Here is a 15108-nt window from a genome sequence, read left to right on the forward strand (position 1 = left end):
TGTGCACTGTCCTTCGTCGCCGCTGGGCAGCCCTGGTCGGGACAGGGTGACACAACTGTGCCGGATCCTCCGCCAGGAGGACGCGCTACGCGGCCGGCCAGGTGCGTTCCGCGACGCCCCTGGGCGCGCGTCCGACCAGCTCGGCGAGCCGTTCGAGCCGCCGTCTGCCGGCGACGCGCAACGCCGGTCCCCCGGCTTTCCCGGTCAAGAGTGTCGAGGGCAGGCCCGACATGGCCAATGCTTTTCGCAACGCTTCGTGCGTGTCGGGCGCCTCGGGGTCGAGGCCGAGGAGGTACCCGGAGCCGGACTCGACCCACCGGCCGGACGTGAGCGCCCACAGCCGCAGGGCCGCGCCGTCGAGCGTGAAATCGGGCGGGACGACCTTGCGGTCGCCATCGAACCACTGCGCCGCCAACCCGGCCAGGTCGGTGCGGAAAGCCGTCGTGACCTGCCACGCCTCGATGACCACAGGTTCGGCTGTCTCGGTCTCGGTCTCGCCCTCGGCAGCTTCCGCTTCCGGCTCCGGCGCGGGCTCGGGTTCCGGCTCGGCGGCTGCCGGTCCGCGCCGGCCCGACCCGATCACGACGGGCGCGAACCCGTCCGGCTCGTCGTCGACCAGCTCGTCCAGGGGCTCGCCCAGGTCGTCGAGAGGTTCGACCAGCTCGTCGAACGGGTCGTCGGGGACTGGTTCGTCGGGAACGGGCTCGTCCGGGGCTACCTCGTCCGGGGCTATCTCGTCCGGATCGGGCTCGGCCGCGGCGGCCTCGGTCCCGGCCGGCTCGTCCACCCCTGGTCCGGCCGCTTCGGGCTCGTCCTCGGTGGCCCCGGCCGCGACCTGCACCGTCCGCACGAGTTCCACCCGGGCCTGCACGCCCCGCTCGGCCAGCGCCGCCACCACCGCGGCGGCCCGGTCCCGGGTGTCGAGACCCACCGACACCCGGGCCGCACGTCCGCGGGCGAAGCCCAGCGCCCGGCCGGGCCCGCACAGCAGGCCCGCCAGGTCACCGACGCAAGGCTGTCTCGCCTCGGCCGAGTAGAAGGACAATTGCCCCACGAAGACGCAGCGTAGAACACACGTTCGACCACGGCCAGTCTCCGAAGGGCTGAACCACGTACCCCAATGGCCTCAGGCGTCCCAGCGGTGTCAGCTGCCGAGGCTCTTCAGCGTCTCGGCCATCGCCACGCACTCCGGCGCCTCCTTGAACGCCTGGCCGAGCTTCGGGTCCTCCTGCAGCTTCTTGATCTGCTCCTGGAGCTTGGACGGGTCCGCCTGGTCGCCGCCCAGCTGCTCCAGCTTGGTGGCGAACTCCGGGTCGGCCGGGTCCAGCGCCGCCAGCTCGGTGTTGACCTCGGTCAGCGTCTTGCCCGAATCGGTGAAGAACTTGACCAGCTCGTCGTGCAGCTCCTGGCTCTCGGGCGACGGCGCGCCGAGGTCCTCGAGCTTCGCGCCCGCCTCGGTCAGCGACTTGCCCGCCTTGGAGCTGTAGTCGAGCAGCGCGGTCTTCTGCACGGCCGGGTCCTCGGCGCCGCCCTCGAACATCGTCTTCAGCAGGGTCAGCACGCCCTCGATGGTGGGCGCGATGCCCTCGCAGAACGTGCCGGTCCACACGATCGGGTCGGCGGTGGCCGCCGCGGTCGTGGTGGTCGTGGTGGTCGCGGTCGAACCGGACGACGAGGACGAGCCGCCACCCCCACACGCGGACGTGACGAGGACTGCGGCGAACACGCCGGCGAGCGCGACACGGTGCTTCACGGAAATGCCCCCCAAATCGGGTGAAAAAGGTGAGGGGGCAACCTACTACGAGGTCGGCGTGACGGCTTCCGACGGCCTCAGCGTCCGCAGGTCCTGGCAGGCCGGCGCCTTCTCGGCCGCCGAGGACAGCTCCGGCGACGCCTCCAGCTGCTTCAGCGGCGCGACGAAATCATCCAGCCGGGTGATGGCCTCCCCGGCGGCCTGCAACCCGCCGACCGGGTCGTTGGCGTCCGCCGCCTCGATGGCCGCCTTCGCGTCGCTGAAGTTCTTCGCGATGTCGGTGAACGTCGCCGCCATCTGCTCGACCTGCTGGTCACCGCCCGCCACCGGCGAGGGGCCCACGTCGCGCAGCTTGGTGGCGGTCTGGGTGAACGCGTCGGCCATCTGGCCCATGTACGCGCCCATGTCGGCCTTCAGCTTCGCCGGGTCGTTCGCGTCCAGCTGCGGCGGTGTCTTCGGCACCGTGGCGAACGACGCCGCCGCCGTGCACACCTTGTCCATGTACGCCACCGCCGCCGCGTCGGACGGAGCCGCGGACGACGACGTGGGCGCGGTGGAGTCACCCCCGGACCCGCACCCGGCAACCGCCACGACCAGGGTGGTCGCGGCGACCAGCGGCAGAAGTCTCATCAGGGTGCTCCCCATCGTTGCGTGCAACTCCGATCCCGGGCGACACCGAACAGTGTGCCCCCATCCGGGCGCGCCCACCCGGCCTACCCGGACGTGGGAGGGCGGGGTGCCCCCGACTGCGGCACCCCGCCCTCCCACTCGCACGTCACGCGGAGGTGGTGACCTCCGCCGGGGTGTCCGAGATCGCCGTGCCGCGCCGCTTGGACACGACCACGGCGCCCACGATGACCACGACCGCCACGATCGCGATCGCGTACCGGATGCCGGCCGACTCGCCGGAGCCGACGGAGAACCCGACGATCGCGGGCGCGATCAGCACCGAGACCAGGTTCATCACCTTGATCAGCGGGTTGATGGCCGGACCGGCGGTGTCCTTGAACGGGTCGCCGACGGTGTCGCCGATGACGGTCGCGGCGTGGGCGTCGGAGCCCTTGCCGCCGTGGTTGCCGTCCTCGACCAGCTTCTTCGCGTTGTCCCAGGCGCCACCGGAGTTGGCCAGGAACACCGCCATCAGCGTGCCGGTGGCGATCGCGCCGGCCAGGTAGCCGGCCAGCGGGCCGACGCCGAGGCCGAAGCCGACCGCGATCGGCGCCAGCACCGCGAGCAGGCCGGGGGTGGCCAGCTCGCGCAGCGAGTCCTTCGTGCAGATGTCGACGACCTTGCCGTACTCCGGCTTGACCGTGCCGTCCATGATCCCGGGGTTGTCGCGGAACTGGCGGCGCACCTCGAACACGATCGCGCCGGCCGCGCGGGTCACCGCGTTGACCGCGAGACCGGAGAACATGAACACCACGGCCGCGCCGATGATGAGGCCGACCAGCACGTTCGGGCTGAACACCACGTTGGTGAACGACACCGGCACCTCGCCGAGGCCCACCTGCACGTCCCGCAGCGCCTGCTCGATCGCGTCCTTGTAGGAGCCGAACAGCGCGGTCGCCGCCAGCACGGCGGTGGCGATCGCGATGCCCTTGGTGATGGCCTTGGTGGTGTTGCCCACCGCGTCGAGCTCGGTGAGGATCTGCGCGCCCTCGCCGTCCACGTCGCCGGACATCTCCGCGATGCCCTGCGCGTTGTCGGAGACCGGGCCGAAGGTGTCCATGGCCACGATGACGCCGACCGTGGTCAGCAGGCCGCAGCCGGCCAGCGCGACCGCGAACAGCGACACGACCACCGAGCCGGACAGCAGGAACGCGCCGTAGACCGCGCCGCCGATGACCAGCGCGGTGTAGACCGCCGACTCGAAGCCGACCGAGATGCCGGACAGGATGACGGTCGCCGCGCCGGTGAGCGAGGTGCGGCCCACCTCCTTGACGGGCTTGTGCTCGGTGCCGGTGAAGTAGCCGGTCAGCCACAGGATGACGCCCGCCAGCACGATGCCGATGATCACCGCGACGGCGGCGATCAGGGCCGGGTTGCCCGGCGTGCCCGCGATCTCCTCCGACACGCCCGCGAGGCCCGCGAACGAGCTGGGCAGGAACACGAACGCCGCCACCGTGCACAGCACCGCCGAGACGACCGCCGAGATGTAGAACGAGCGGTTGATCGCGGTGAGGCCGTTCTCGCCGGTGCGGGCACTGGTGATGTAGACGCCGATGACCGCCGTGAGCACGCCGATCGCGGGCACGATCAGCGGGAACAGCAGGCCCTTCGCGCCGAACGCGGCCGTGCCGAGGATCAGCGACGCGACCAGGGTGACGGCGTAGGACTCGAACAGGTCCGCCGCCATGCCGGCGCAGTCGCCGACGTTGTCGCCCACGTTGTCGGCGATGGTCGCGGCGTTGCGCGGGTCGTCCTCGGGGATGCCCTGCTCGACCTTGCCGACCAGGTCCGCGCCGACGTCGGCGGCCTTGGTGAAGATGCCGCCGCCGACCCGCATGAACATGGCGAGCAGGGCGGCGCCGAAGCCGAAGCCCTCCAGCACCCTGGGCGCCTGGCCGACGTAGACGAACACGACCAGGGCCGCGCCGAACAGGCCCAGGCCGACGGTGAACATGCCGACCACGCCGCCGGTGCGGAACGCGATCCGCATGGCCTTCTCCCGGCCGCCGGTCTCCTTGGCCGCGGCGGCGACGCGCACGTTCGCGCGGGTCGACAGCCACATGCCGAGGTAGCCGATGACGGCGGAGAAGCCGGCGCCGACGAGGAAGAACAGCGACCTGCCGATCCGTTCGCCGATGTCCTCGGCAGGAAGCGCGAACAGCAGCACGAACACGATCACGACGAAGATGCCGAGCGTTCGGAACTGCCGGTTGAGGTAGGCCGCTGCGCCCTCTTGGACCGCCTTGGCGATGTCCTGCATCTTGGAGGTGCCCTGGCCCGCGGCCAGCACCTCCCGGAGCAGCACGTAGCCCACGGCCAGGGCAGCCAGGGCGACCACGGCGACCACGGCGACGAGGCCGCGATCACCTCCGGAGAGCTCGAGGCCCTCCGCGAGGAATTGCCGGGACATCCGTCCTCCTGGTGAGTTTTCCAAGCCCAATGTCAGGGCCACCCCGCTGGTGTGAGGCGGGTCACTCACGCGACTGTCAGCCCCGACACAACGTGATGCACCCCTCATTGGATGCGATAGCGGCGGAGTCTATTCATAGTGCGCAACCAGGCAACAACGCGTCCCGATCCGTACACACACCGTTATCCGCAGAGGTGGGGTTCGGATGTCCCCCGGGTGTGCGAAGCTGCGCCCCGTGGCGAACCAGGGACGTCGTTTGCTGGACCGTGTCCTCGCCGGGGTACCCGCGGGCGAATCGCCGTTGACGCACACCGAAGAGCAGCCCCCGCGTCCCGCGCAACCCGTCGGGTGGCCGTCGTGGGCAGCCGAACCGGTGGTGTCGGCGCTGGTGGAACGGGGTGTGGCCCAGCCGTGGCGGCACCAGGCGCAAGCGGCGGAGCACGCGTGGTCCGGATCGCACGTCGTGGTGGCGACGGGCACCGCGTCGGGCAAATCGCTGGCGTACCAATTGCCGGTCCTGAGCGCGTTGACAGTTGATCCGAAGGCAACAGCTCTGTACCTCTCGCCCACGAAGGCGTTGGGCGCGGACCAGTTGAGATCGGTGAGCGGTTTGGGCGTGCCGGGCGTGCGCGCGGCGTCGTTCGACGGCGACACGCCGATGGCGGAACGCGATTGGGTGCGGGCGCACGCCAACTGGGTGTTCAGCAACCCGGACATGCTGCACCGCGGCGTGCTGCCCAACCACGCCCGGTGGATCAGGTTCCTGCGCCGGCTGTCGTACGTGGTGGTCGACGAATGTCACACGTACAGGGGAGTTTTCGGTTCCCACGTGGCGTTGCTGCTGCGGCGGTTGCGGCGGGTCGCGCAGCGGTACGGCGCGGATCCCGTGTTCGTGCTGGCGTCGGCGACGGTGGCCGATCCGGCGGCGTCGGCGGCGGCGCTGCTCGGCGCGCCGTGCGAGGCGGTGACCGAGGACGGGTCGCCGCGCGCGGGGCGGACGGTGGCGTTGTGGGAGCCGCCGCTGCTGGACGACCTGAAGGGCGAGAACGGGGCGCCGGTGCGGCGTTCGGCGGGCGCGGAGACGGCGCGGATCCTGGCCGACCTGGTCGTGGAGGGCGCGCGGTCGTTGGCGTTCGTGCGGTCGCGGGTGGGCGCGGAGCTGACCGCGTTGGGCGCGCGGCGGGTGTTGTCGGAGGTCGACCCGTCGTTGGCCGAGCGGGTGGCCGCCTACCGGGGCGGGTACCTGCCGGAGGAGCGGCGGGCGCTGGAGCGTGCCGTGTCGTCGGGCGAGCTGCTCGGCGTGGCGACGACGAACGCGTTGGAGCTCGGCGTCGACATCGTCGGGTTGGACGCCGTGGTGGTGGCCGGTTTCCCGGGCACGCTGGCGTCGTTCTGGCAGCAGGCCGGGCGGGCGGGGCGGACCGAGGACGCCGACGCGCTGGTGGTGTTCGTGGCGCGGGACGACCCGTTGGACACCTACCTGGTGCACAACCCGTCGGCGGTGCTGGACAAGCCGGTCGAGGCGACGGTGCTGGACCCCGCGAACCCGTACGTGCTGGAGCCGCAGCTGGCGTGCGCGGCGGCGGAGCTGCCGCTGACGCCGGAGTCGCTGGAGTCCTTCGGCGGTGACGCGGCACTGGCCGTGGTGGAGGACATGGTGGCGCGGCGGGTGCTGCGGCGGCGGCCGAACGGCTGGTACTGGACCTCGCACGACCGGCCGCACTCGTCCGTGGACATCCGCGGGTCCGGCGGCGAGCAGGTCGTGGTGGTGGAGGCCGACTCGGGGCGGATGCTCGGCACGGTCGACCCCGGTTCGGCGTGCTGGCAGGTGCACTCCGGCGCCGTCTACCTGCACCAGGGCGAGTCGTACGTGGTGGACGAGCTGGACCTGGACAGCGGTCTGGCGATGGTGCACGCGGAGAAGCCGGACTGGACGACGACCGCGCGCGACACCAAGGACATCTCGGTGGTCCGGGTGCTGGAGAAGCGCTCGTTCGACGGGGTGACGGTGTGCCTCGGCGAGGTCGAGGTGACCTCGCAGGTCGTCGGTTACCTGCGGAAACTGCCGTCCGGGCAGGTGGTCGACTCGGTGCCGCTGTCGCTGCCCGCGCAGACCTTGGTGACACGGGCGGTCTGGTACACGGTGTCCGCGGAGTTGTTGGGCAGTGCGCCGGGGGGCGCCGGTCTGGCTCCGGCGCGCGTCCCCGGCGCACTGCACGCCGCCGAACACGCGGCGATCGGCCTGCTACCGCTCTTCGCGACCTGTGACCGCTGGGACATCGGCGGAGTCTCGACCGCGCTGCACCAGGACACCGGGGAGGCGACGGTGTTCGTGCACGACGGTCATCCCGGGGGAGCCGGGTTCGCCGACCGCGGGTTCAACGCGGTAGTCCCGTGGTTGGTCGCTACTAGGGAGGCCATCGCGGCTTGCGCGTGCCCGGCCGGGTGCCCGTCCTGCGTGCAGTCGCCGAAGTGCGGGAATGGCAACGATCCGCTGGACAAGGCGGGCGGGGTGGCCGTGCTGGACGTCGTGCTCGGGGTCGTCGGGGAGAGCCGCCACGACGTCCGGCACGGCCGAGTCGATCAGGACCGGTCGGCGGCGACCAGGCCGTAGGCGCTGGTGCGGTCGGCGGCCTGGAGCAGGGCGTCGCGGACCACGTCCACGTGCGGCAGGTGCCACGCGCAGATCTGCGGCTTGACGCGCCAGTGCACGACGCCGACGTGGCCCGTGCTCGGCGGCAGCGGGACGTACTCGCCCTGGCCGTAGTGCTTGACGTCCGGGTCCGTGACCGGCGTGCCGCCGGAGGCGACCAGGAACATCCAACGGCCTTCCGGGGTCGCCACGATCGGCACCGGGACGCCGGCGGCCCGCAGCTCGACCGCGGCGCGGCGGCCGAGGTCGGCGCTCACCTCGACGGCGTCCACGCCGTGGCCGGTGGCCAGCAGGATGCTGTAGGAGTGGCCCGCCCACCAGGTGGCGACCTGCTCCGCCTTGGTGCCGATGCGCTCCTGCCAGTCGCGGTGCACCGGGACCGGCCCGAGGTCCTCGACGCCGTCGCGCCCGGCCCACCGCTCACCCGCCGGATAGGTGCCCGGCAGCACAGGCCACCCGTGCCACGCGAGGTTGACCGCCTCTGCGCGCAGCTCGATGCGGAAGGCCCCGCGCCAGCTATCCGACCACTCCATCTTTCGTTCGCCTCCTGCGTCCTGCGTCCACGACACCGTGTCGCGCGTCGTTCGACACCGTGTCGGTGCCACCACTTGAACTAACGCCATGACCGGGGGTTTTGGTAACCGCCTGTCGACAACTGGTCGTTGTGGCACGGCGAACGCGGCGGCCGGGGGCGTTGAGCAGAACGGCCTGCGAGCCGTCCGCCCGCCGCGAAGCCGCGAATCTGCGGTCGTGTGAGTCCGCTCACCGCCGACGGACGACCGTTCGTCGTGTCGGGTACGGGTTACGGTTCGGCCGGACCTGCACGGGCCCGGGCACTGGGCGCGCCGAACACCGTGGGCTCGCCGGTGACGCGGACACTCACCTCCCACCCCTCCACCTGGCACGAGGCCAACCGCCCACCCATCCGTTCGACGACCCACTCGGCCCGGCCGCAGGCGTGCGCCACCCCACCGGCCAACTGCCCGGCCGCCGCCAACGCCCCGAGGTCGGCCGCCGCACCCAACCGGTGCCTGCCCACCACGGCCTCACCGACGTGCACGCCGACCACCACGAGCCCAAACCACATCGCCCCCACCGCGACCGCCATGACGGACGCCGCCCCACGGTCATCACCAACCACCCACCCCTCCCCTCCTTGTCTGTCCCTACTTCCGGCCCTTCGCCCTGCTCCGACCCCTGCGCTCCGGCCCCTGCCCTCCCCGCCCTTTCCTGTCCCGCCGGCCCTTCCTGCCTGCCCGCCCCTTCCTGCCCGGCATCTCCCCGATCGCCGCGACCGACGCGGGCCTCAGCGGCTCACCGGCCGCCGCGACCACCGCCGCCCGAGCCGTCCGCCGACTCCCGCGACCCGAGTCGTCCTTCGACTACTCCGGCTCGACTACTCCGGCTCGACTACCCAGCTCGGCTACCCAGGCTGGACCACCCCCGGCTCGACCACCGCGTACGCACGTGCCCGCAGTTCGACACCCAGCCGCGAGACCGCGACCTCCACCGTTGCCGTGTCCCCCTCCCTCCTCACCTCCCACCGCGCCCCTTCCGGCGCGATCGCCCCGACCACTGCGTCGACCCGCGCGGAATCGCCCCGGGCGACCAGCCGAGCCGCCTCCCGTGCCGCATCCGTGCACCGGAGCTGAGCCACGACCGCCATCACCGCGCCGACTCCCAGCACCAGCACGGCGACCAACCCGCACACCGCCACCGCCGCTTCGACGGTCACCCCGCCCCGGTCATCGCCCAGCACCTCCCGCCTCACGCGTCCACCGTGAACGCCCGCTGCACCAAGGCCCGGAGCAGCCCTTCCACCCAGTCCCCGCTCATCAGCGAGTACAGGAGCAGGGCGATCGCCGTGGCGGCAAGCGTGCCGATCGCGTACTCCACCGTCGACATCCCGCTGTCGCCCAACACGTTCCGCCTGCCGGCCACCATCTCCCACTCTCCTTCAGCTCCACTGTGGACAGTTACCAGTCGTCGCTCACGCCGGCGACGACGCCGATCACCACCGGCACGACGCCCAGGCACAGGAACGCGGGCAGGAAGCACAGCGCCAGCGGTCCCGCCACGAGCACCGCGGCGCGTTGCGCACGGGCCTCGGCCTGGTCGGACACCCTCGCCCGCGCCTCCGCGGCCAGGTCCGCCGCCGCCCCGGCCAGCGCCGCGCCCGACCGGGCCGTCCGACGTGCCGCTCTCGCCAGCGGCGCGGTGTCCGGGTGGGCGAGCGCCTTCGCCCACGCGTGCACCGGGTCCGCGCCCAACGTCAGCAGGTCGACCACCTCGCGGAGGCGTTCGGCCGGCCCCGGAGGGACGCCCGGCAGCACGGCCCGCACCGCGCCGGCCACCGGCAGGCCCGCCCGCAAGGCGGCGGCCAGCAGGTCCCACGTCGCCGCCGCGGCGAACGGGTCCGGCGGCCTGGCCTTCGGCACGGGTTTTCGCCTGGTCCTCGGTCGCAGCCGCGCCGCGGCTCTCGTCGGCGCGGGGAAGGCGATCACCGCCAGGGCGAGCAGCAGCAGGCTCATGCGATCACCTGCCTGGTCAACCGACCGCTCCACCGCAGCCCGGCGCAGATCAGGGCAACCCCGGCCACCAGCAGCACCTGTCCCGGCGCAGTGCCGGACAGGACGGCCAACGGTCCCGCGCCGCCGAGTTCGCCCAGCACCACGCCGAGGAGCGGCAGCCCGGCCAGCACCGCCGCGCCGGCCCGCGGACCGGCCATGCGGGCGTGGACCTGCCCCGCGAACGCGGTGCGCCGGTCGAGGTCCCGCCGGACCGCGTCCAGCACGTCGGCCAACGGCACGCCGTGCACCGCCGACAGCCGCCACGCCCTGGCCAGGTGGGTGGCGTCGGGGAAGTCGGCCAGCGCCGCCTCGACCTCGCCACCACGTGCCGACGTCGCCGCGATGGCCCGCAGGACGTCGGTCGCCGGCGGCTGTGCGTCCTCCGCCGCGCCGATCGCCGCCTTGGCCGGGTGAGCGCCCGACCGCAGTTCCGCGACGAACGCCTTCAGCCCGTCGGCGAGCGCGACGGACGCCGCCATCCGGTCGCGCTGCCGGATCGCCTCCCGGTACGTCCGCCACACGGTCGCGGCCAGCAACGCGCCCGCGATCGCGCCACCTGCTCCCACCGGCATCCCCAGCGCGATCCCCACCAGGACCACCAGCACCCGATTGGGCCTCCACGACTTCCACCGCCCCGCGGGCCGAGGCCCGGCGAGCCGCCGTCGCGCCCGGGCCGACGGCAGCACCACCAACGCGGCGGCCAGCAACAGCAGGCTCATGACGCCCTCACCAGGCCCTTGAGCACCGCGCCGGCTTCCTGCCAACCCCCGTCACGCCGCCACGCGGGTCGGACGACGAGGTGACCGGACCGCCGTTCCAGCACACCGATCTCGGCCAGGTACCGCGTGCCGTCGCCCGCCCGGCGCATGTGCAGCACGACCTTCACCGCGGCGGCCAGTTGGCTGTGCAAGGCGTGCCGGTCGAGCCCACCGAGCGCGGCCAAGGCCTCCAGCCGCGCGGGGACTTCGGCCGGCGAGTTGGCGTGCAACGTCCCCGCGCCGCCGTCGTGCCCGGTGTTCAGCGACGACAGCAGCTCGCACACCTCCGCGCCCCGCACCTCCCCGACCACGATCCGGTCGGGCCGCATCCGCAACGCCTGCCGGACGAGGTCGCGCATCGTCACCTCGCCCGCGCCCTCGACGTTCGGGCCGCGTGCCAGCAGGCGGACGACCTGCGGGTGGTGGGGCTGGAGTTCTCCTGCGTCTTCGACGCACACGACCCGTTCGTCGTGCGGCACGCACCCCAACAACGCGGCGAGGAGCGTCGTCTTCCCCGAACCTGTGCCGCCGACGACCAGGAAGGCCTGCCGGGCAACCACGATCGCCCGCAGCAGGTCGGCCGCCATCCGGTCGAACGTGCCGCAAGCCTCCAAGGTCTCCAGGTCGTGCACCGCCGGGCGGAGGACCCGCAACGACAGGCAGGTGAACGGTGAGATCGGGGGCAGGACCGCGTGCAACCGCACCGAGCCGGGCAACCACCCGTCGACACAGGGCGCGGCGTCGTCCAACCGCCGCCCGGCCGCCACCGCGAGCCGCTGCGCGAGCCGACGAACGGCCGCCTCGTCGGGAAAGGCGACGTCGGTGCGCCGCAACCCGCCGACCCCGTCGACCCACACCTCATCCGGCCGGGTGACGAGGACGTCGGTCGTGTCCGGGTCCCGCAACAGCGGCTCCAGCGGCCCGGCACCGACGAACTCCTGCCGCAGCACCGAAAGCGCCCGCTGGACGTCCTCGTCACCGAGCACCCCGCCGGCCTCACCACGCACGGCCGCCGCGACAGCCGCCGACGTGAGGTCACCGCGCCCGCTGGCCAGCCGCAGGCGAACGCGCTCAACCAGATCGTTCACAACCACCCTCCCTCAAAGCTCGACGACGACCTCCCAGAACCTCCCGAGCCGCCTCGACCAGCCCCGGCCGGCCATCGCCCGGCTCGCCCAGGAACGACGCGGACAGCTCGGCGAGCACCAGCTCCGACAGCGACACGGGCCGACAACTCCGAAATCCCACGGGCGGCCGGTACGCGGGATGCCGCCGCACAGTGGGCCCGCGGTCACAGGTCACCGCCCACCGCCAATCCATCGCCGATCCACCCGGGGCCAACCGCGCCACGACCGACATCCGCACGACGACCGCTGTCCGCGCCCATCCCGCGACCTCTTCCCCAAGGCGGGCGAGGAACGGCCGGATCGTGCCGATGAGGTAGGTGGGCGAGGTCGCGGAACGGGTCGTTTCCGCCGGCGGTCGGCGTTCGCGGAGGGACGGCGAGGTGCAGATCGCCGCCGCCGGCCGGAACGCTCGGCCCGACTGCGGCCAACAGGGTTTGGCATCGCGCTCCAGGCATCCGGAGCGGAACAGCCCCGGTTGCGTGGCGCGACAACCGATACGCCGGTCCACGAGCAGGCGGTCGTCGTTCGCCGGCGATTGGACCGGGGTCATGGTCGCGGCCGCGGTAGCTGTCGTGGTCGCGGTCAAGATCGCGGTTGTGGATGTGGGCGAGTGGGTTCTGGTTAGTGCGCATGGAGGGCTGCCAGGACTGTTCGGGCGGCCTTGGCCAGTGGGCCGCGCGTGGTTTCGGGGAAGTGGCCGTTGTCCAGGGCCCTGGCCAGCCGAGGCTCCGGACGCATGGTGGTCAGCAGCGGAACGCCTATCGCCGCCACCACCTGCGCCGTGGTGAGACCGCCCGGGGCCGGGCCGCGGACCACCGCCTTCAGCCGCACGCCCCGCTCACCGGCCCGGTCGACCACGGTCTTGGCCGCCATGCACGCCTTGACGTCCGCCGGCACCACCAGCACCGCCAAGTCGGCCCGGTCGAGGGCGGCGCAGGCGGCCTCGGTCAGTTGGCGCGGCACGTCGCACACCACCGTGCCACCGGCACGCCTGCCCGCCTCGACCACCGCCACCACGGCGTCCGGCTCCGGTCCCGGCCCCGTCCGGCCGCACGACAGCACGGTCAGGCTCCCGTGCCTGCCCGAACGGCCCGGCAGCGCCGTGCGCAGCGCCGCCGCCGGCACGCGGCCACCCGTCAGCCTCAACGTGGGCCACCGCAGCCCTTCCTGCCGCTCCGCGCCCAACGTCAGGTCCAGGCCGCCACCCAACGGGTCGCAGTCGACGAGCAGGCCGTGGCCGCCGGCCGCCAGCACGGCCTGACCCACCGCCACCGCCAGCACCGACGCCCCGGCGCCACCGCGGGCGCCCAGGATCGCCAGCACCTTCCCCTCACCGACCGGCGCGCCCTCGGCGGCATCGGCCAGCACCGCCCGCAGCCGCTCCTGGTCGGCGGGCAGCTCCAACACCTGCTCCGCGCCCAGGGCCAGGGCACGCCGCCACACCTCGGCGCCCGGCGGACCGGCGCCGACGACGTGGACCCCCGATCTGCGCGGGAACCCGCCGCACGCGACGACGGCCTCGAAGTCGAGCACCACCGCCGCCGCGCCGTGCCAGCGCCCGCGCAACGCCGTCACGTCGACCACGCGCTCCACCTCGCAGCCGACGACCGCCGCCGCGTTGAGCACCTCGTCCACCAGGCCCGCATCGGTCACCAGTGCCACCGGTCGCTTCATCCCGCTCTCCCCGTTCTCCGTGGTGGATCTACGGGTTCCACGGTGTCGAGCGGTGAGGAAGGACACAACGGCACATGATCAACATGTGGACAACCGGACTGCCTGTGGACAACTCGGAGCGCCGCGAACGGCCGCACCCGGCCGAACGGCAGCCGTCACGGCACCCGGACGAAAGATCGGAGGCTGATGCAAGAAGCGGCACGAGCGCGCGGAGGTCCAGCGCGGAGCACCGGCGAAACCGACCCCGGACATGGGACGACCCCCGCCAGGGGGGAGGGACGGGGGTCGTCATTGGTTCAGTCCCGGGGGGTCGGACTGAACCCGTCCGGTCGAGCCGGACCCGTCTACTGTATCCCCACAGGACAGGGTCTTGCGTGTCTTCCGTCAGAGGGAGACCAAATTTCGATGGACCGCACACCTACTTCGTAAAGTGACGAAGCACTGGCGGCGGCCCGCCACCCCCTCCCCGCTTAAGCTTGACCGGTGACCGAGCACGCCACCGAAGGCAGTCGAGTCGCCGCGTTCTTCGACCTGGACAAGACCGTCATCGCCAAGTCGAGCACGCTGGCGTTCAGCCGGCCCTTCTTCCAAGAGGGCCTGATCAACCGGCGTGCGGTGCTCAAGAGCGCCTACGCGCAGTTCGTCTTCATGCTGGCCGGCGCGGACGCCGACCAGATGGACCGGATGCGCTCGCACATCACCGCGCTCTGCGAGGGCTGGGACGTCGAGCAGGTGCGCTCGATCGTCGAGGAGACGCTGCACGACATCGTCGACCCCCTCGTCTACAAGGAGGCCACGCAGCTCATCACCGACCACAAGGGCGAAGGGCACGACGTGGTCGTCGTCTCCGCTTCGGGCGAGGAGCTGGTCGCGCCCATCTCCACCATGGTCGGCGCGACGCACAGCGTCGGCACGCGGATGGTCGTCGCGGAGGGCCGCTACTCCGGCGAGGTCGACTTCTACTGCGCGGGCGAGAACAAGGCGATCGCCGTCAAGCAGCTCGCCGAGCAGCACGACTACGACCTGAGCAGTTGCTACGCCTACTCCGACTCCATCACCGACCTGCCGCTGCTGGAGGCCGTCGGCCACCCCACGGTGGTCAACCCGGACCGCGCGCTGCGGCGGATCGCCACCCAGCGGGGCTGGCCGGTGCTGACGTTCTCCGACCCCGTGTCGCTGCGCGCCCGCATCCCCCGCCCGTCCGGCACCGCGGTCGCCGTGACCGCGATCGGGTTGGGCGCGGCGACGGCCGCGGGCGTGGCCTGGTACGGCCTGCGCAGGCGGCGCCGGAGCTAGTTCACCCCGCCGTGCCCCGGTCAGCGGTACCAGTGGTCCCGAGCGCGTCGGAATCACTGTCACAAAAGCCTTTCCGCTACTGAACGTCGCTTGAACGGTGCACCCCATCGAGCCCTTGCTGTGACGCCGGACACGCACTACAAAGGAAGTGCGGACCTCGGGTCGGCCAGGGACGAAGCGGAAGAGAAGCGGCGTCCA

At 72.5% G+C, this 15108-nt stretch carries 14 protein-coding genes; 2 read left to right on the top strand and 12 right to left on the bottom strand.

All coding sequences use genetic code 11. From position 1 onward, the window contains the following. Positions 1–85: 85 nt before the first annotated feature. The 4 genes from ABTZ99_RS29130 to ABTZ99_RS29145 form a co-directional block, all read right to left on the bottom strand. On the bottom strand, positions 86–1054 hold the full coding sequence (locus tag ABTZ99_RS29130) for a hypothetical protein (protein ID WP_499615670.1): 969 nt from the start codon (positions 1052–1054) through the stop codon (positions 86–88). Positions 1055–1144: 90 nt separating this feature from the next. Further along, on the bottom strand, positions 1145–1753 hold the full coding sequence (locus tag ABTZ99_RS29135; RefSeq protein WP_498779280.1) for a hypothetical protein: 609 nt from the start codon (positions 1751–1753) through the stop codon (positions 1145–1147). Positions 1754–1798: 45 nt separating this feature from the next. Beyond that, entirely contained in the window at positions 1799–2383 is a 585-nt protein-coding gene (locus tag ABTZ99_RS29140) for a hypothetical protein (RefSeq protein WP_499615673.1), read from the bottom strand. A gap of 145 nt (positions 2384–2528) precedes the next feature. Then, the gene (locus tag ABTZ99_RS29145; RefSeq protein ID WP_498779277.1) at positions 2529–4832 is read right to left on the bottom strand and encodes a sodium-translocating pyrophosphatase; all 2304 of its coding nucleotides are present in this window, start codon (positions 4830–4832) and stop codon (positions 2529–2531) included. A gap of 205 nt (positions 4833–5037) precedes the next feature. Here ABTZ99_RS29145 and ABTZ99_RS29150 point away from each other — a divergent pair, with 205 nt between their 5' ends. Continuing rightward, positions 5038–7446: a DEAD/DEAH box helicase gene (locus tag ABTZ99_RS29150; RefSeq protein ID WP_499615677.1), complete on the top strand. Its 2409-nt coding sequence runs from the start codon at positions 5038–5040 to the stop codon at positions 7444–7446. Here ABTZ99_RS29150 and ABTZ99_RS29155 read toward each other — a convergent pair. The 8 genes from ABTZ99_RS29155 to ssd all read right to left on the bottom strand — a co-directional run bounded on the left by ABTZ99_RS29155 (position 7416) and on the right by ssd (position 13614). Further along, positions 7416–8018: a bifunctional DNA primase/polymerase gene (locus ABTZ99_RS29155; RefSeq protein ID WP_498779275.1), complete on the bottom strand. Its 603-nt coding sequence runs from the start codon at positions 8016–8018 to the stop codon at positions 7416–7418. The two genes, ABTZ99_RS29150 and ABTZ99_RS29155, sit on opposite strands and share 31 nt — an antisense overlap. Before the next feature lie 269 nt (positions 8019–8287). After that, positions 8288–8626, bottom strand: coding sequence for an Rv3654c family TadE-like protein (locus tag ABTZ99_RS29160; protein ID WP_499615681.1), 339 nt, complete (start codon positions 8624–8626; stop codon positions 8288–8290). A gap of 282 nt (positions 8627–8908) precedes the next feature. Continuing rightward, the gene (locus ABTZ99_RS29165) at positions 8909–9256 is read right to left on the bottom strand and encodes a TadE family type IV pilus minor pilin (RefSeq protein ID WP_499615684.1); all 348 of its coding nucleotides are present in this window, start codon (positions 9254–9256) and stop codon (positions 8909–8911) included. After that, complete coding sequence (locus tag ABTZ99_RS29170) at positions 9253–9429, bottom strand: DUF4244 domain-containing protein (protein ID WP_498779270.1); 177 nt, start codon at positions 9427–9429, stop codon at positions 9253–9255. Before ABTZ99_RS29170 ends, ABTZ99_RS29165 begins: the two co-directional genes overlap by 4 nt. A gap of 32 nt (positions 9430–9461) precedes the next feature. Next, entirely contained in the window at positions 9462–10016 is a 555-nt protein-coding gene (locus ABTZ99_RS29175) for a type II secretion system F family protein (RefSeq protein WP_499615687.1), read from the bottom strand. Then, positions 10013–10774 (bottom strand): type II secretion system F family protein, encoded by a 762-nt coding sequence (locus tag ABTZ99_RS29180; protein WP_498779267.1) that lies wholly within the window; start codon positions 10772–10774, stop codon positions 10013–10015. Before ABTZ99_RS29180 ends, ABTZ99_RS29175 begins: the two co-directional genes overlap by 4 nt. Then, entirely contained in the window at positions 10771–11901 is a 1131-nt protein-coding gene (locus ABTZ99_RS29185; RefSeq protein WP_498779266.1) for a TadA family conjugal transfer-associated ATPase, read from the bottom strand. The genes ABTZ99_RS29180 and ABTZ99_RS29185 overlap by 4 nt, the downstream gene beginning before the upstream one ends. A 660-nt stretch (positions 11902–12561) precedes the next feature. Then, a complete protein-coding gene (ssd, locus tag ABTZ99_RS29190) occupies positions 12562–13614 on the bottom strand; it encodes a septum site-determining protein Ssd (RefSeq protein ID WP_499615690.1) in 1053 nt (350 codons plus the stop codon). 483 nt (positions 13615–14097) lie between these two features. On the opposite strand from ssd, the gene ABTZ99_RS29195 reads away from it, so the two are divergent. Beyond that, a complete protein-coding gene (locus tag ABTZ99_RS29195; RefSeq protein WP_498779262.1) occupies positions 14098–14910 on the top strand; it encodes an HAD-IB family hydrolase in 813 nt (270 codons plus the stop codon). The last annotated feature ends 198 nt before the right edge of the window (positions 14911–15108 follow it).

This window comes from Actinosynnema sp. NPDC002837 (assembly GCF_040295345.1).
Taxonomy (GTDB): domain Bacteria; phylum Actinomycetota; class Actinomycetes; order Mycobacteriales; family Pseudonocardiaceae; genus Actinosynnema.